Here is a 16,275-nt window from a genome sequence, read left to right as displayed (position 1 = left end):
GGACGTGAGCGCGCATATGAGGAGGACGCACGTGAGCCGGATCGTGATCATGGGTGGCGGCCCCGCGGGTTACGAGGCGGCCCTGGTCGCGGCCCAGCACGGCGCCGATGTCACCGTGGTCGAGCGGGACGGACTGGGCGGGGCCTGCGTCCTCTATGACTGCGTGCCGTCGAAGACGTTCATCGCCTCCGCGGGCGCCCGTTCGGCCTTCCGCGATGCCGATGAGCTGGGCATCGGCGTCGAGGACGTCGACTCCTCGGTCAACCTGCCGGTCGTGCGCGGCCGGGTGCGCGGGCTCGCCCTCGCCCAGTCCGCCGACATCCGTAACCGCATCCAGCGTGAGGGTGTGCGCCTGCTGACCGGCTACGGCCGTTTCTGCAACGACCGCCCCGGCATGGCCGCCCACCGGGTCGCCGTCACCGGCAACGACGGGACCGAGGAGGTCCTCGACGCCGACGTCGTCCTCATCGCCACCGGCGCGAACCCGCGGGTCATCCCGGGCGCCGAGCCGGACGGCAAGCGGGTGCTCGACTGGCGGCAGATCTACGACCTCCCCGAGCTGCCCGAGCACCTGGTGGTCGTCGGCTCCGGGGTGACCGGCGCCGAGTTCGCCTCGGCGTTCATCGAGATGGGCGTCAAGGTCACCGTCATCTCCAGCCGCGACCGCGTCCTGCCGCATGAGGACGCCGACGCCGCCGCCGTGTTGGAGGACGTGTTCTCCGAGCGCGGCACCACCCTGGTCAAGCACGCCCGCGCGGAGAAGATCGAGCGCGACGACACCGGCGTCAAGGTCCACCTCAAGGGCGGCGAGATCGTCGAGGCGTCGCACGCGCTGATGACGGTCGGCTCGGTGCCCAACACCAGCGACATCGGCCTGGACAAGATCGGCATCGACCTCGGTCCCGGCGGCTTCATCAACGTCGACCGTGTTTCCCGCACCAGCGTCCCCGGTGTCTACGCGGCGGGTGACTGCACCGGTGTGCTGATGCTGGCGTCGGTCGCGGCCATGCAGGGCCGCATCGCGATGTGGCACGCGCTGGGCGAGGGTGTCGCGCCGATCAAGCTCAAGACCGTCGCCGCCAACGTCTTCACCCACCCGGAGATCGCGACCGTCGGCATCAGCCAGCAGGCCATCGACTCCGGCGAGGTGCCCGCGCGCACCGTGATGCTGCCGCTGGCCACCAACGCCCGAGCCAAGATGGAGGGCCTGCGGCGCGGTTTCGTGAAGCTTTTCTGTCGCCCCGCGACCGGTGTGGTCATCGGCGGTGTGATCGTGGCCCCGAGTGCGAGCGAGCTGATCCTGCCTATCGCGCTCGCGGTTCAGAACCAGCTGACGGTGGACGACCTGGCGCTGACCTTCTCGGTGTACCCGTCGCTCTCGGGTTCCATCACCGAGGCGGGCCGCCAGCTGATGCGCCACGACGACCTGGACTGACGGACTGGCTGAACGCCCCGACGTGGTCAACCTGGCGGCCCGGTCGCCCGGGCCGCCAGGTCGCCGGGTCAGCCGCCGTTGGACGGGTGGTACCGCGGGACGCTGAACTTGCGCGCGGTCGGGGCGCTGACCGGCGGCACCGAGTCGAGCAGGGTGCGGCCGATGGCCTGTCGGGCCCGCAGCGCCGGGTGGGTGGCGCTGTAGTTGTCGGCGTTGGCCGCCGCGTCGCCGCTGAACTGCCCGGAGGCGAACAGGGCGTAGGTGATGGCGGCCTTGCCCGCGGTGTCGAAGACGATGCCCGCCTCGTTGCGGCCGTCGGCGAACCAGCCCGCCTTGGCCGCCACGCGCACCCGTTCCGCGGAGCTCATGTTCAGCCGGATCCCGTCGGTGAACGAGGTCAGCGAGCACAGCAGCGAGAGCACATAGGCGCTCGACGTGGCCGAGAGCAAGGTCCCGTCGACGAGCCGCTGCAGCATTGTGTGCGTCTCACGCGCGGTCGTGGTGCCGAGGTAGAACCGGTTCGGGTTCGCCACCGGCTTGACCTGGGTGTGCACGAAACCCTTGGCGCGCAGGATCTCGTTGAGCTCGGCGGCCGGAACGACGAGCCCGCACAGCCGCACGGCGGTGTTGTCCGAGACGGTGAGCAGGTTGGCCAGGACGTGGCCGAGGGTGACGGAACTCGGGTACGCGCCGTCGTAGCCGAAGATCCCGTCGCCGTCGTGGCTGACGATGTCCGCGGTGACGTCGACGCGCTGGTCGAGTGCCAGCAGCCCACGGTCGATCTTGTCGAGCACGGCCGTGGCGACCGCGATCTTGTTGACGCTGTAGGCCTCCACGACCTGGTCCGCCAGCGCCTCGACGGCGGGCGTGGCCTCCCCGGTCACGGTGATGAAGGACGACCAGGTGCCCGCGGCCCGGGTTGTCTCGCGGTCGTAAACAGATTTGATCTTGGAGCAGGCCTGCGCTGCCGTGGCAGGAGTGCTCGCCGACGCCGGTGTGGTGGCGCCGACCCCCAGTGCGGTGGCGCCGACAACGGCGCCGAGGCCCAGAGCGGACCTTCGTGTGACGTTCATGATCCGAGTAAACCAGAATGTGATTTACCGACATCGCGCTTGGTGTGAACCCAACTGAGCGCGCGGATTGACACTGTCCGTCATGGCGGTGTCGAACGAGCTGCAAGAACGGGTGAACATCGCCGGATTAGCTGGGGTTCGACCTACTGAGGCGGTACGTCTGATAGCCCGGGCCAAAACAGGCCCGGAACCCCTTTGGAGGCGCGATGTCTCGCCGAATCGAATGTCCCGAATGCCTGGGCTCGGGCTTGGCCCCCAACCGTCGCGACTTCTGCCCTCGCTGTGGCGGCATCGGCCAGATCCCGCGCCTTGGCGGATTCAGTCATATCGCGATCCGCAGATAGCGCCCCGCGGACCAGGAGCAGCCGGTCGCGCACCCATGGGCTGGGTGCGCGACCGCCGGGCAGGCTGGAGCGCGACGCTGCCGTGTGTCCGGGAAGTCAGGCCTACGGTCGCCCGCCTTGGCCAGTTCCAACGCCTTGCGGAAGTGGGTTCGTGCGGAATCTGTCAGTCCGACTTGTCGACACGGCGCCGGAAGTGAGGGCCAGGTCGGGATCAGCCCGACCTGGCCTGACACTCAGTCTTCCTGCTCCACCCAGTCGAAGGTGCGCGTCACCGCCTTCTTCCACTGTCCGAACGTCTTCTCCCGCGCGTCGTCCGCCATCGCCGGGGTCCATTCCTTGTCCTTGGCCCAGTTCTTGCGGATGTCGTCCTCGCTCTCCCAGAACCCGACGGCGAGTCCGGCCGCGTAGGCCGCGCCCAGCGCGGTCGTCTCCGCGACCACCGGGCGGATGACGGGGACGCCGAGGATGTCGGCTTGGAACTGCATCAGCAGTTCGTTGCCGACCATGCCGCCGTCCACCTTGAGCGCGGTCAGCGGCACCCCGGAGTCGGCGTTCATGGCGTCGATGACCTCGCGGGTCTGGAAAGCCGTGGCCTCCAGGACCGCGCGCGCGAGGTGTCCTTTGTTGACGAACCGGGTCAGGCCCACGATCGCGCCGCGGGCGTCGGAGCGCCAGTAGGGGGCGAACAGGCCGGAGAACGCGGGCACGAAGTAGCAGCCGCCGTTGTCCTCGACCGTGCGCGCGTGTTCCTCGATCTCCGCCGCCGAGTTGATCATCCCCAGGTTGTCCCTGATCCACTGGACCAGCGACCCGGTGACCGCGATCGATCCTTCGAGCGCGTACACCGGCGCCTGCGTGCCGATCTTGTAGCAAACCGTTGTGAGCAAACCGTTCTCGCTCATCACTTGGTCGGTGCCCGTGTTGAGGAGGACGAAATTGCCGGTGCCGTAGGTGTTCTTGGCCTCTCCGGGCGACAGGCACGCCTGGCCGAAGGTGGCGGCCTGCTGGTCGCCGAGGATTCCGGCGATGGGGACACCGGCGAGCGCGCCGCGTTCGCGGACCTTGCCGTACTCCTCCGACGACGACCGGATCTCCGGCAGCATCGACAGCGGAACACCCATCTCCGAAGCGATGTCGGCGTCCCACGACAGGGTCGACAGGTCCATCAGCAGGGTCCGGGACGCGTTCGTCGGGTCGGTGACGTGCACGCCGCCGTCGACGCCGCCGGTCATGTTCCACAGCACCCAGGTGTCCATGTTGCCGAACAGCAGCTTGCCCGCCTCCGCCTTGGCGCGCGCGCCGTCGACGTTGTCGAGGATCCAGCGGATCTTGGGGCCGGAGAAGTACGTCGCCAGGGGGAGGCCGGTCTTCGCCCGGTAGCGCTCCTGGCCGCCGCCGAGGTTGCCGAGGTCGGTGGCGATCCGGTCGGTCCGGGTGTCCTGCCAGACGATCGCGTTGTACACCGGCTCGCCGGTCTCGCGGTCCCACACCACCGCGGTCTCGCGCTGGTTCGTGATGCCGACCGCGGCGATGTCGGAGGCGTGCAGGTCCGCCTTGGCGAGCGCGCCCGCCGCGACCGCCCGGGTGTTCTCCCAGACCTCCTTCGGGTCGTGCTCGACCCAGCCCGCCTTGGGGAAGATCTGCTTGTGCTCGCGCTGGTCGACCGCGACCACCTCGCCGGCGTGACTGAAGATCATGCAGCGGGTGGACGTAGTGCCCTGGTCGATCGCGGCCACGTATTTGGTCATCTGTCATTCGCCCTTCGGAGCTGGTCGATCAGGAAGGCAGGATCTGTGAGAGCAGGCCGGCGAGCACGGCGCCGACCAACGGGCCGACGACTGGGACCCACGAGTAGTTCCAGTCCGCTCCGCCCTTGTTCTTGATCGGCAGGATCGCGTACGCGATACGGGGGCCCAGGTCGCGGGCCGGGTTGATGGCGTAGCCGGTGGGGCCACCGAGCGAGGCGCCGATGCCGATGACGACGAACGCCACGGCCGCGTAGCCCAGCGCGGCGTTGCCGAACTGCGGGACGCCGCCCTCGTTGGTCATCGTGGGACTGGTGAGGATCCAGAACACCAGGACGAACGTGCCGACGATCTCCGTGACCAGGTTCCACAGGTAGTTCGGGACGGTCGGGCCGGTGGCGAAGATGCCGCGGGTGTTCTCGGGCTCGTCGTGGTCGTCGAACTGCAGTTTGTAGACCAGCCAGCAGAGCACCGCGCCCAGGAAAGCGCCGGTGAACTGGCCTGCCAGGTAGGCCGGGACCTTGTCCCAGCCGAGTTTGTCGGCCGAGACGAGTCCGAGCGTGACCGCCGGGTTGATGTGCGCCCCGGTCGGGTTGGCGATGCTCGCCCCGATGAAGACGGCGAAACCCCAGCCGATGTTGATCAGCAGCCAGCCGCCGCCGAAGCCGAGCGACTTTCTGAGCACCACGTTCGCGACGACACCGCAGCCCAGCAGTGTCAGCGCGGCGGTGCCCATCAGTTCCCATAGGAATATCTCGCCGAAATTGAGGTCCATGGCTGATCTCCCTCTCGCTCCCAGTAGCGAAGGGGCAGGCAGCCGAGTTGCCTGGCACGGGCGCGGCGGCGATGCCTACCCTGAGGGATTCGGACGCTACCCGGGCCGGTGTGCACTGTCCATCAGTCGAATGCCCCAGCGGGCCGGACGCGGTAGCGTGATCGTGGTCGTGTTTGCCCGCGTGATCAGGGAGGCGGACCGTGGCGACTCGCAAGCCAAGGACGGCCGAAAATCGTTCCGATTCGGACCCGTTCGGCGGCAGACTCGACGCCGCCGCCCGCGAGCGTGCCTGGGAGCGCCTGGGCTCGGACACCTTCGACGTGGTGATCATCGGCGGCGGGGTCGTCGGCGCCGGAGCCGCGCTCGACGCGGCCACCCGGGGGCTCACGGTCGCCCTGGTGGAGGCCCGCGACCTGGCGTCGGGGACGTCGAGCCGGTCGAGCAAACTCTTCCACGGCGGCCTGCGCTACCTCGAACAGCTGGAGTTCGGCCTGGTCCGCGAGGCTCTGCGGGAACGCGAGCTGATGCTGACGCTCATCGCGCCGCACCTGGTGAAGCCGGTCAGCTTCCTGTACCCGCTGACCCGCCGGATCTGGGAACGCCCGTACACCGCGGCCGGATTGCTGCTCTACGACACCATGGGCGGCGCCCGCTCGGTGCCGGGCCAGAAGCACCTGAGCCGCGCGGGCGCGCTGCGCATGGTGCCCGCGCTCAAGCGCAACGCCCTGATCGGCGGCATCCGCTACTTCGACGCCCAGGCCGACGACGCCCGCCACACCATGACGGTCGCGCGCACCGCCGCCCACTACGGCGCGGTGATCAGGACGTCCACCCAGGTGGTCGACTTCCTGCACGAGGCCGACAGGGTCCGCGGCGTGCGCGTGCGCGACGTCGAGAACGGGCGCGAAGTGGACGTCAGCGCCAACGCGGTGATCAACTGCACCGGCGTCTGGACCGACGAGCTGCAGCGCGTCTCGGGCAGCCGCGGCCGCTTCCGGGTGCGCGCGAGCAAAGGCGTGCACATCGTGGTCCCGCGCGACCGGATCGTCTCGGAATCGGGGCTGATCCTGCGCACGGAGAAGTCGGTCCTGTTCGTGATCCCGTGGCGCAACCACTGGATCGTGGGAACCACCGACACGGACTGGAACCTCGACCTCGCCCACCCCGCGGCCACGAAGCGCGACATCGACTACATCCTCGACCACGTCAACTCAGTCCTCGCGACCCCGCTCACCCACGCCGACATCGAGGGCGTCTACGCCGGCCTGCGCCCGCTGCTGGCAGGCGAGAGCGAGGAGAGCTCCAAGCTGTCCCGCGAGCACGCCGTGGCCCGCGTGGCGCCGGGCCTGGTCGCCATCGCGGGCGGCAAGTACACGACCTACCGGGTGATGGCGGCCGATGCGATCGACGCGGCCTCCGTGGACCTGCCGGGCAGGCTCCAGCCGTCCATCACCGACCGCGTGCCGCTGCTGGGCGCCGACGGCTACCACGCGCTGGTGAACCAGGTGGACCTGCTGGCCGCCCGACACGGGTTGCACCCCTACCGGGTCCGACACCTGCTCGACCGGTACGGCTCGCTGGTGCACGAGGTCCTCAACCTGGGCGCGGGCAGGCCGGAACTGCTGAAGCCACTGGACTCGGCCCCGGATTACCTGAAAGTGGAGATCGTCTATGCCGCCGGCCACGAGGGCGCGCTGCACGTGGAGGACGCCCTGGCCCGGCGAACCCGCATCTCGATCGAATACCCACACCGGGGAGTGGACTGCGCCAGGCAGGTCGCGGAGCTGATGGGCGAAACCCTCGGCTGGTCACCGGACGACGTGACCAGGGAGGTCGAGGTCTACCTGTCCCGCGTGGAAGCGGAACGCGACTCCCAAACCCAACCCGACGACCAGGCAGCGGACGCCACCCGGTCGGCGGCCCCAGAAGCCCGGCCGCACTTGGTGGAGCCGGTGGTCTAGGACCTGGGCGGCGATCGGTCGAAGGCGCCTTGTCGACATAAGACGCGCGGGGCATGACCACGCCTAATCACGCCTACCCAACTGCACAAAACGCCACGGGCCAATCCCAAGCAGGCCCACCCGCAAAGCAGGCCGGCGAACGTCAGCCGCCGATGACGTTGGGCGGCAACTGGTGATCCTCCCCATCCACCACAACGGATTCAGTGACCGGCGCCGCGGATCCGAGATCACGCCGCCGCCCCGAAACATCCCGACTAGGCGCCGACTCCGTCTCCGCGAACCACTGGCTCGACCCCAACGCCTCAGTCCCGAATCGCCGCATCGCCATCTTGTCGGCGGTGGTCGGCGCCACCGCCCCAGTGGGTGAGACCGGCGCCCCGGCATGACCCGCCATCGCCCCGGCAGGCGTCGCCGCCAGATCACCGATCGCGGGAGCGGCCGGAGCAGCGGGAACAGCCGGTACGCCTCGAGCCGAACTACGGTCTTCCCGAGCTTTCGGAGCAGGACCAGGGGCCGCCCCGATCGCCGGGTGTGCCTCGACCGGCGCCGTCCCCGACGACATACCCGGGGTCACGGTCCGCCGAGCCGGCTCGGGTTGCAGCGTCGCCCCCGACAGGACGACGCCCTGGTTGCCCACGACGTCGCGGACATGTGGCGAGTGGCGCCCGCGCGGCTTCTCGTCAAGCGGGGGCAGCGCGGCCGCGACGGCCGACGCGATGGTCGACACGACCGCGGACAGGCCGATGCCGTGGCCGCGGTTGCCGTGCCGTTCCCGGCCGCTGTCGAGCAGTTCCGCGGGCTGTTCGAACGCGGACAGGGCGGTCACGTTCGCGGCGGTGACCTCCGCGTAGGCGGCCATCACCTCGAACGCCCGCTGCTCGCCGGTCGACCGCGCGGCCTCGATGGGTTCCGGGTCGGTCTGCGCACCGACGACCTGGATCGCGGGTGCGATCGTGGGGTCCGGCTGCTGCTGGGGGACGTTCTCGGGCACCGGCATGTCGGCCCGCGCCTTGGCGACGTAGTCACCCTGGTTCTCGACGGCGACCCGCATCTCGGCCGCGGACTCCCCGGCCGCGGTCGCCCAGGCCGCCAATGGGGTGAGCCGCTCGTAGGCACGGCCCGCCGCCCGGCCCGACCAGGTCGCGCCGGAGCTGTCCAGCGCGGTGGCGAGGTCCTGGCCCACATCGGACAGGGTGCTCGCCAACTCCGCCCACCGGCGGCCCGGGTCGGCTGACGCCTGCGCGCCCGGGCCCTCATGTAAGAGGCGGTAGAGCTCCTCGTGCGTGAAACCGCGCCAGCGCTTGGTCTGCTCGGTCATCTCGTCCCCCTCAGCCCTGGCCGGTGTGACTGACGTTCGCTCGGTTGTCGTCCTCCAGCAGCCGGTACCGCGCGGCGATCTTGTCGAGCGTGTCGACCGCCGTCCCCAACTGCGTGCGGAACGAGCGCAGCTGCTCCAGCGCGGCGGTTTCGGTGTCGACCGACAGCGCGTTGATCCCCTCGGCGGCGTCCTGGCTCACCGGGTCGTTCGCCCACGCGGCGACCCTGACCTCGGCGGCGGCCAGTTCGAGTTGGCGGTCGACCTGGTCGAGCGCCGAGACGAACGCGCCGCGCAGGGCGGGGACGGCGTTCGGCTCGACGTCGAGCAGGTCCTTGTGGTTGTGCCCGTGCGTGTCCGGCACGTCGCGCCTCCCCGTCACTACCTGTGCTGCGTCCACCTTATCGAGAGTCGACACTCGGATTCGACTGTTCGATACCCCTGTTGTGGACGCGCGGGAACTCCGGCGGGTTCCGATCTAGGTACCGTCCGTGAGCGCTCAAGCGTTACGCAGCACCAAGACCGAGTTTTCGGCGTCCTCGGAGAGCACGGTGAAACCGAGCTTCTCGGCGACCCGCCGCGACGCCTTGTTGTCGGGGTGGTGTTTGTAGAAGACCTCACGCAGCCCGAGCGCGCCGAAGCCGAAGCGCAGGACCGCGCCGAGCGCCTCGGTGGTCATGCCGCGGCCCCGGGCCGACGGGTGCGCCCAGCAGCCCGCCTCGGCGGTGTGGTTGTCCCAGTCGACCCGCTTGAGCAGCACCTCGCCGAGCAGGTCGCCGGTGGTCGGCTCGGCCACGGCCCAGGAGAACCTCGTCTCCTCGGCCCACCCCTGCGCGCGCCGGGTGATGTAGGCCTCGGCTCGCTGCAGGTCGGAGAGGTCGAGGTGCGACATCCAGCGCTTGCTCTCCGGGTCGGCGAAACCCTCGATGATGGCCTGCCGGTCATCGATCCGGTCGTCCGCGCGCAGGGCCCTCAGGTAGTACTTGCCCGCGTTGATCTCCACCATTTCCACGGGCGCCACGCTAGCTGTTCAGCCGAGCAGCCCATGCACGGACAGCGCCGTGCGCAGCGAGTCGGTGTCCGGCACGTGGGCCGCGGCGATGCCCAGCGCGTGCGCGGCCAGCACGTTGGCCTCGCTGTCATCGCAGAACAGTGTCGTTCCCGCCGTGGCGTCCAGCAGGGCCAGGGCGGCCAGGTAGGCCTCGGGTTCGGGTTTGCGCGCACCGGTCTCGGCCGACGAGATCACCCCGTCCACCTCCCGGTCGAGCCCGAGCAGCGCCATGTCCTGCGGGAGGCGGGTGGTGGCGTTCGTCAGCAGCGCGACCCGGCACCGCGTCCGCGCCGCCCGGACCAGCGTCAACGCGGTCGTGATCACGTATCCAGGCCGGGACCAGGCCGACACCGCGGCCGCGGCCGCCGCGCTGGACACATCACCGCCCGAGAGCTCACGCGCGACCGTGGCCAGCCAGCGGTCGTGGCTGACCAGACCGGTGATGGCGGGGGTCAACAGCTCCGGGGAGAACGCGGTGTCGGCGACCGACCCGGCGGCCAGCCCGAACTCGGCGTCGTCGAAGGAGTCGAACCCGCGCAGGACCCCGTCGAGGTCGAGCAGCAGCAACTCCGGCCCGCTCAGTGCCCACCCCGACCGAGATGCCTGCGCCGCCAGTCGTTGTTGGACCGGTTGACGAGGACGGCGACGATGATGGGCAGGGCGATGAGGGGGAAGAAGCCGAACCGGAAGGCCATCACGACGCCCACGATCATCGCGATCGGGACCAGCGCGGAGGACAGGCGCAGGCCCAGGGGACGCGATGGCAGGTAGGGCACGGGGGGCATGGGCGCCACGAAAGCCGGTGGGGGAGCGAGAAAGCGTGGCCGGGGGTCGGGAAGATCGGTGAACAGGGACAGCAGTTCACCGCGCGTTCGCGCGGTCGCCACCTTGGCGCTGCGGTCGCCGTACTCGTCGACGGTCAGTCTGCCCGCGGCCATGTGCTCGCCCAGCGCGCGCAGGCCGTCCTCACGCTCGGCATCACCGATGCGCATGTTGGGCTGCGGGTCGTGGGCCATGTGTCGATCCTACGGAAACCTGTGGAGCCTGAGCTGAGGTCGCTCTCAGTCCTCGCCGAGTGCGGGATTAAGGGTGCCCTGACGAAATTGGGGACCCGCCGGATGGCAGGTCCCCGATTTCGTGGCTGTGTCGTGCGGTGTCAGTCCTTGATCTCGCAGATGACCGTGCCGGTGGTGACGGTCTCGCCGACCGCGATGCCCAGGCCGGTGATGGTGCCCGACTTGTGGGCGGTGACCGGGTTCTCCATCTTCATCGCCTCAAGCACCAGCAGCAGGTCGCCCGCCTCGACGGTCTGGCCGTCCTCCACCGCGATCTTCACGATGGTGCCCTGCATCGGTGCCGTGACCGAGTCGCCGGACGCCGCGGCGCCGCCCTTGCCGCCGGAACGCTTGCGGGGCTTGGCTTTCGCCGCCGCGCCACCGCCGCCGCCCGAGCCAAGGGAGAACGTGCCGGGGAGGGAGACCTCGAGCCGCCTGCCGCCGACCTCGACCACGACGTTCTGGCGGGGCTGCTCTTCCTCCGCGGCTTCCGCGCCGCCGACGAAGGGCTCGATGGTGTTGTCGAACTCGGTCTCGATCCAGCGGGTGTGGACGAAGAAGGTCTTGCCGTCGCCGATGAACGCCGGGTCGCGCACGATGGCGCGGTGGAACGGGGTCACGGTGGCCATGCCCTCGACCACCAACTCGTCCAGGGCGCGGCGGGAGCGGGCGATGGCCTCGTCGCGGTTCTCGCCGGTGACGATGATCTTGGCGAGCAGCGAGTCGAACTGGCCGCCGATGACCGTGCCGGACTCGACACCCGCGTCGACGCGGACGCCGGGGCCGTCGGGGGTGACGAACCTGGTGACGGTTCCCGGGGCGGGCAGGAAGCCGCGGCCCGCGTCCTCGCCGTTGATGCGGAACTCGATCGAGTGGCCGCGGGGCTCCGGGTCCTCGGTGAAGCGCAGCTTCTCGCCGGCGGCGATGCGGAACTGCTCGCGGACCAGGTCGACGCCCGCGGTCTCCTCGGAGACCGGGTGCTCGACCTGCAGCCGGGTGTTGACCTCGAGGAACGAGATGGTGCCGTCGGTGCCGACCAGGTATTCCACCGTGCCCGCGCCGGAGTAGCCCGCCTCCTTGCAGATGGCCTTCGCCGAGGAGTGGATCTCGGCGCGCTGGCTGTCGGTGAGGAACGGGGCCGGGGCCTCCTCGACCAGCTTCTGGTGGCGGCGCTGCAGCGAGCAGTCGCGGGTGCCGACGACGACCACGTTGCCGTGCTGGTCGGCGAGCACCTGGGCCTCGACGTGGCGGGGCTTGTCCAGGTAGCGCTCGACGAAGCACTCGCCGCGGCCGAAGGCGGTGACGGCCTCGCGGACCGCCGAGTCGAACAGCTCGGGGATCTCCTCGATCGTGCGGGCCACCTTCAGGCCACGCCCGCCGCCGCCGAACGCGGCCTTGATCGCGACCGGGAGACCGTGCTCCTCGGCGAACGCGACGATCTCCTCGGCGCCGCTGACCGGCTCCTTGGTGCCGGGCACCAGCGGCGCGCCCGCGCGCATCGCGATGTGCCGCGCGGTCACCTTGTCGCCGAGGTCGCGGATGGCCTGCGGGGTGGGTCCGATCCAGATCAGACCCGCGTCGAGCACCGCCTGGGCGAACTCGGCGTTCTCGGACAGGAAGCCGTAGCCGGGGTGCACGGAGTCGGCGCCGGAGCGCTTGGCCACGTCGAGCAGCTTGTCGAAGGACAGGTAGCTCTCACCGGGAGTGTTGCCGCCCAGTGCGAAGGCCTCGTCGGCCAGCCGCACGAACGGGGCGTCCCGGTCGGGCTCGGCGTAGACGGCCACGCTGCCCAGACCGGCGTCCTGGCAGGCACGAATAACGCGGACAGCGATCTCGCCGCGATTGGCGATGAGAACCTTGCTCAGCGTCTTTGCCGACTCGGGCACGCCGTTCCTCCTAGTTCGCGGGCTTGGGGGGAGTTTACGGACCCAACGCCATTAGTGAACCGAGAGCAACCCCACATGTGTGTGGATACTGTGCCCAGTTCTCACCGCACCCCAGGAGGTGACAGCGCCATGGCCCGACGGATGCCCCGCTCGGTGGTCGTGACCGCGCTGCTGTGCGGCCTGGTGACCGCCACCTCGCTGATCGGTGCCGCGGTGCTCAAGGCCAGGTCGGAGCGGGTGTCGACACCCACGTCGAGCAGCGTTTCCGCCCCGCCGACGACCCCGGGTGTCGGCCTTTCCGGGTGCCTTCGCGAGCCCTGCCAGGTGCTAGCGTCGACCACCGTGGGGGGCACTTTCGTCGAGCTGATCGCCGACGCCGGGGCCACTTCGGGGCGATTGCGCATCGGCGGACCGTCAGCCAGTCAGGTGATCGAGACGACAGTCACCGAGCTGGGTGTGACGCTCACCCCGACCTCGCTGCAGTGCGTGCCAGGTTCCGCGTCGGCTTGCCTCGTCCGCGGGGAGGGGCCGGAGGGCACCACGGGTCAGGTCGTCGTCGGCCGCTCGGACAAGTGGAACGCCCAGGAGCGCGCGTATCTGTCGTCGGCGGGTCTGCTGGTGCTCAACAACGTGGTCAGCGATTCCTCGCCGGAGGTCATCGCCGCCCAGTACGACTGCCCGCCTGCTCAGGACTCGTGCGCCAAGCGTCCGGTGTACGCGCAGGTGTTCGGCCTCAGCGGCCAGGAGATCGGCTGCACCCGCACCTACGGCCGCATCGAGCAACTCCCCGGCTACCCGCAGATCAGCGTGCCCTCCGCCCAACTCCGCGACTGCCCCTGACGGTCAGACGAGGGCGGGTTCCTTTGTGGGGGCCGGCTCGGGGGTGTCGAGGAGGGGTGGGGCGGTCGGGCGGTGAGGATCTCGTCGATGCAAAAGGAAGCCGGGTAACGCGCCGAGGATCAGCCCGGCGAGAACGGCGATGCCGAAGTCGCGCGAACTCCGGGACTTGGACCTGGCTAGATCAGCGCGCCATCCGTCCTGCTCTGCGACTGTCCTTGACCGACGACCAACGCTGCCAAGGGGCACCGTGACGCAAGCTGACCACGGTCACCGACATTCCGGAGGTTCGCTCCCAGGTGGCCAGGCTCAAAAATTCCGGGGAGGCGGCACAGTGGGAGCGCTCCAGAAATCGACGACGCTGAGGCCGACCTCGTTGAGCAGCCGACGCATCAGCGGCAGGCTGATCCCGATCACCCCGGACGAGTCGCCGTCGATGCCGTCGACGAACCAGCCGCCGTGCCCGTCGAGGGTGAACGCGCCCGCGACCCGCAGCGGCTCGCCGGAGGCCAGGTAGGACTCCAGTTCGCGTTCGGTGGGCTTGCCGAAGCGCACCACCGTGCTCTCGGTGCCTACCGCGGTCGCGGTGACCTCGCCGCCCTCGACCCGCAGCACGGCGTGCCCGGTCATCAGGTCGCCGGTGTTGCCCGCCATCCGGCCCCACCGCTCGCGCGCGATGTCGACCGTGGCGGGCTTGCCCATCAGTTGCCCGTCGAAGTGCAGCATCGAGTCGCAGCCCACGATGAGCGCGTCCGGGTGCTCGGCCACGACGTCGGCCAGCACCGCCCGCGCCTTGGCCTCGGCGAGCGCGACGACCACCGTGTCGGGCTTCGCGTCCGGCAGTGACGCCTCGATCGCCTCCTCGTCCACACCCGACACCCGGACCACCGGATCGATCCCCGCGTCGCGGAGCAAGCCGAGGCGGGCGGGGGACTGTGAGGCGAGAACGAAGCGCATGCCGGTAAGCCTAGAAGGACCCTGTCATCGGGATCTGCAGGACCGTCTTGGTCAGGTCGACGGCGAGCTTCGGATAGCTGCCCACCGAGCCGATGTAGGCGCTGTCGGTGCTGCCGATCACCAGCGCGAGCTTGTGGCCCGCGGGGATGACCTGGTCGGTGCTCGCCAGGTTGAAAGTGATCTTGTAGGGCGTGTTGGGGGACAGCGTCTTGCGTGAGTCCAGGGACGCGTGGTGGCCGAGGTCGGCCCAGCCGCGGCTGATGATGTTGGCGCTGGTGGTGGCCTTGTTGGTGGCCGTGTCGAGGAAGCAGGCGCTGTCGCCGGTCGCGCTCTCACCCCAGCAGGACCGGGTGGCCAGCGTGGTGATGCCCTCGCCGGAGCCGCGGTAGTAGCGGATCGTCGACGGGCCGAGGTCGACCAGGACGGCGGTCAGCCGGGCGGCGCTGGACGACGACGTCGCGGTGATCGTGATCCGCGGAGTGCCGGAGACACGGTTGTCGGCGGTGAGCGCGGGCGAGCTGTAGATCAGGCGAGCCGAGGAGGTCGAGGTCGGGTTGCTGACCCATGTGTACTCGCTGCCGCGGTTGTCGGTGAACCGCGCCCACACCGGGATCTCGGTGGGCGGCGGCGCGGCGGAGCTGAGCGTGCCGACGCCCGCGGTGCTCGACGCGTGCGCGTAGAGGTGCTTCGGGGTGGTGACGACGGGCCAGCCCACGTCGTCCTTCCAGGCGTCCGGCTGGTGCTCGACGGTGGATCGCGGCTCGTTCTGGATGCCGTTGTCGATGCCCATCAGGTAGTGGTCGAACCAGCGGTGCAGCGTGTCGACCCACACCGCGCGGCGGAAGTCGAACGGGTCGACGTGTCCGGCCTGGGTCAGCCAGATCTTGCGCTCGACGGTGGCGGGCAGGGCGTTCCACCACTGGCCGAAGTTGATCGACTTCACGTTCAGGTCGTTGACGCCGTGCACGACGAACATGCTCGCCTTGACGTTCGCGGCGTCGGGCACGTAGTCGCGCTCGCGCCACATCGCCGTCAGGTCGCCGCTCGACGGGGATCCGCTGTCCAAAGTGGACTTCACGGTGGCGCAGTTGGTCGCCGCGGCCGAGTTCTCCACGCGGGAGGCGAGTCCGGACGGGGTGCCCATGGTCAGGGTCGCGCCGTGCGCTCGGTAGTAGTCGTACCAGGAGCTGATGGCGCCGATCGCGACGATGGTCTTGAGCCCGTCGACCCCGGTCGCGGCCACCCCGTTGGCGATCGTGCCGTCCCACGACTTGCCGATCATGCCGACCGCGCCGCTCGACCAGGACGCGCTCGCCCGCGTCGAGCCGGTGGCGGAGGTGTAGCCGGTGGCGCGGCCGTTGAGCCAGTCGACCACGGCCTTGGCGGAGGCCACCTCGGAGCGGCCGCCGACGTCGACACACCCGTTGGAGCGGGCGGTGCCGGACAGGTCGACCAGCACGATCGCGTAGCCGCGGGGGACGAAGTAGTTGTCGTAGAAGAGCGGGAACTGGATCGGGCGGCCCGCGGAGTCGTAGGTCTTCTTCTGGCTTTCGTTGCCGCGGCCCACGGAGGTGTAATACGGGCTGGCGTCCATGATCACCGGCACTTTGACGCCCGTGGCCTGCGCCTCGCGCGGCCGGATGATGTCGGCGGCGACCCGCACCCGAGCGCCCTGCGGCGAGGTCAGCCCGGTGTCGACCCAGACCGTCTCGCGTACGGCGTCGGCGTAGGAGTAGACCGGCGTGCTCTCCAGCGGCTCGGCCACGGCCGGGCTGAGCGGGACGAGCACGGCGCCGACGGCGGCCGCGACAGTGAGCAGGGATCGCCTGATCGTCATGGGG

At 69.9% G+C, this 16,275-nt stretch carries 14 protein-coding genes; 3 read left to right on the top strand and 11 right to left on the bottom strand.

All coding sequences use genetic code 11. The features are described from left to right. The first annotated feature begins 31 nt into the window (after positions 1–31). On the top strand, positions 32–1,435 hold the full coding sequence (locus GPZ80_RS14875) for an NAD(P)H-quinone dehydrogenase (protein ID WP_187220935.1): 1,404 nt from the start codon (positions 32–34) through the stop codon (positions 1,433–1,435). A 68-nt stretch (positions 1,436–1,503) separates the two neighbouring features. On the opposite strand, the gene GPZ80_RS14870 is transcribed toward GPZ80_RS14875, so the two are convergent. The 3 genes from GPZ80_RS14870 to GPZ80_RS14860 all read right to left on the bottom strand — a co-directional run bounded on the left by GPZ80_RS14870 (position 1,504) and on the right by GPZ80_RS14860 (position 5,372). Then, the gene (locus GPZ80_RS14870) at positions 1,504–2,508 is read right to left on the bottom strand and encodes a serine hydrolase (protein WP_187220934.1); all 1,005 of its coding nucleotides are present in this window, start codon (positions 2,506–2,508) and stop codon (positions 1,504–1,506) included. 577 nt (positions 2,509–3,085) lie between these two features. Next, positions 3,086–4,600, bottom strand: coding sequence for a glycerol kinase GlpK (gene glpK / locus GPZ80_RS14865; RefSeq protein ID WP_187220933.1), 1,515 nt, complete (start codon positions 4,598–4,600; stop codon positions 3,086–3,088). A gap of 28 nt (positions 4,601–4,628) precedes the next feature. After that, the gene (locus tag GPZ80_RS14860; protein ID WP_187220932.1) at positions 4,629–5,372 is read right to left on the bottom strand and encodes an MIP/aquaporin family protein; all 744 of its coding nucleotides are present in this window, start codon (positions 5,370–5,372) and stop codon (positions 4,629–4,631) included. Positions 5,373–5,671: 299 nt separating this feature from the next. Here GPZ80_RS14860 and GPZ80_RS14855 point away from each other — a divergent pair, with 299 nt between their 5' ends. Continuing rightward, a complete protein-coding gene (locus GPZ80_RS14855) occupies positions 5,672–7,333 on the top strand; it encodes a glycerol-3-phosphate dehydrogenase/oxidase (protein WP_222719353.1) in 1,662 nt (553 codons plus the stop codon). A gap of 142 nt (positions 7,334–7,475) precedes the next feature. Here the strand turns inward: GPZ80_RS14855 and GPZ80_RS14850 are convergent, their stop codons facing one another. From GPZ80_RS14850 to GPZ80_RS14825, 6 genes are all read right to left on the bottom strand, one after another. Beyond that, complete coding sequence (locus GPZ80_RS14850) at positions 7,476–8,651, bottom strand: PPE domain-containing protein (RefSeq protein WP_187220930.1); 1,176 nt, start codon at positions 8,649–8,651, stop codon at positions 7,476–7,478. 10 nt (positions 8,652–8,661) lie between these two features. Next, positions 8,662–9,012: a transcriptional regulator gene (locus GPZ80_RS14845; protein WP_187220929.1), complete on the bottom strand. Its 351-nt coding sequence runs from the start codon at positions 9,010–9,012 to the stop codon at positions 8,662–8,664. A 135-nt stretch (positions 9,013–9,147) separates the two neighbouring features. Continuing rightward, positions 9,148–9,654 carry a GNAT family N-acetyltransferase gene (locus GPZ80_RS14840; RefSeq protein WP_222719352.1) on the bottom strand — a complete coding sequence of 169 codons (507 nt, stop codon included), beginning with the start codon at positions 9,652–9,654 and terminating at the stop codon, positions 9,148–9,150. Positions 9,655–9,678: 24 nt separating this feature from the next. Then, positions 9,679–10,266, bottom strand: coding sequence for an HAD family hydrolase (locus GPZ80_RS14835; protein ID WP_187220927.1), 588 nt, complete (start codon positions 10,264–10,266; stop codon positions 9,679–9,681). An 11-nt stretch (positions 10,267–10,277) separates the two neighbouring features. After that, positions 10,278–10,715, bottom strand: coding sequence for a DUF1707 SHOCT-like domain-containing protein (locus GPZ80_RS14830; RefSeq protein ID WP_187220926.1), 438 nt, complete (start codon positions 10,713–10,715; stop codon positions 10,278–10,280). Between the two features lie 140 nt (positions 10,716–10,855). Beyond that, entirely contained in the window at positions 10,856–12,640 is a 1,785-nt protein-coding gene (locus GPZ80_RS14825) for an acetyl/propionyl/methylcrotonyl-CoA carboxylase subunit alpha (protein ID WP_187220925.1), read from the bottom strand. A gap of 129 nt (positions 12,641–12,769) precedes the next feature. On the opposite strand from GPZ80_RS14825, the gene GPZ80_RS14820 reads away from it, so the two are divergent. Beyond that, positions 12,770–13,480 (top strand): hypothetical protein, encoded by a 711-nt coding sequence (locus GPZ80_RS14820; RefSeq protein WP_187220924.1) that lies wholly within the window; start codon positions 12,770–12,772, stop codon positions 13,478–13,480. A gap of 306 nt (positions 13,481–13,786) precedes the next feature. Here GPZ80_RS14820 and GPZ80_RS14815 read toward each other — a convergent pair whose 3' ends face one another. Both GPZ80_RS14815 and GPZ80_RS14810 read right to left on the bottom strand, forming a co-directional pair. Continuing rightward, positions 13,787–14,434 carry a Maf family protein gene (locus tag GPZ80_RS14815; protein ID WP_187220923.1) on the bottom strand — a complete coding sequence of 216 codons (648 nt, stop codon included), beginning with the start codon at positions 14,432–14,434 and terminating at the stop codon, positions 13,787–13,789. Positions 14,435–14,444: 10 nt separating this feature from the next. Continuing rightward, entirely contained in the window at positions 14,445–16,271 is a 1,827-nt protein-coding gene (locus GPZ80_RS14810; RefSeq protein ID WP_187220922.1) for a Xaa-Pro dipeptidyl-peptidase, read from the bottom strand. Between the last annotated feature and the right edge of the window lie 4 nt (positions 16,272–16,275).

The sequence above is a fragment of the Actinokineospora xionganensis genome, assembly GCF_014323725.1.
Classification (GTDB): Bacteria; Actinomycetota; Actinomycetes; order Mycobacteriales; family Pseudonocardiaceae; genus Actinokineospora; species Actinokineospora xionganensis.
The sequence above is the reverse complement of the archived record's forward strand: the minus strand, read 5'-3'. Positions and strand labels throughout refer to the sequence as shown.

Coding starts and splice junctions, on each gene's coding strand:
- GPZ80_RS14870 (WP_187220934.1), bottom strand. CDS start 2,508: ATGAACGTCACACGAAGGTCCGCTCTGGGCCTCGGCGCCGTTGTCGGC.
- glpK (WP_187220933.1), bottom strand. CDS start 4,600: ATGACCAAATACGTGGCCGCGATCGACCAGGGCACTACGTCCACCCGC.
- GPZ80_RS14860 (WP_187220932.1), bottom strand. CDS start 5,372: ATGGACCTCAATTTCGGCGAGATATTCCTATGGGAACTGATGGGCACC.
- GPZ80_RS14850 (WP_187220930.1), bottom strand. CDS start 8,651: ATGACCGAGCAGACCAAGCGCTGGCGCGGTTTCACGCACGAGGAGCTC.
- GPZ80_RS14840 (WP_222719352.1), bottom strand. CDS start 9,654: ATGGTGGAGATCAACGCGGGCAAGTACTACCTGAGGGCCCTGCGCGCG.
- GPZ80_RS14830 (WP_187220926.1), bottom strand. CDS start 10,715: ATGGCCCACGACCCGCAGCCCAACATGCGCATCGGTGATGCCGAGCGT.
- GPZ80_RS14820 (WP_187220924.1), top strand. CDS start 12,770: ATGGCCCGACGGATGCCCCGCTCGGTGGTCGTGACCGCGCTGCTGTGC.
- GPZ80_RS14815 (WP_187220923.1), bottom strand. CDS start 14,434: ATGCGCTTCGTTCTCGCCTCACAGTCCCCCGCCCGCCTCGGCTTGCTC.
- GPZ80_RS14810 (WP_187220922.1), bottom strand. CDS start 16,271: ATGACGATCAGGCGATCCCTGCTCACTGTCGCGGCCGCCGTCGGCGCC.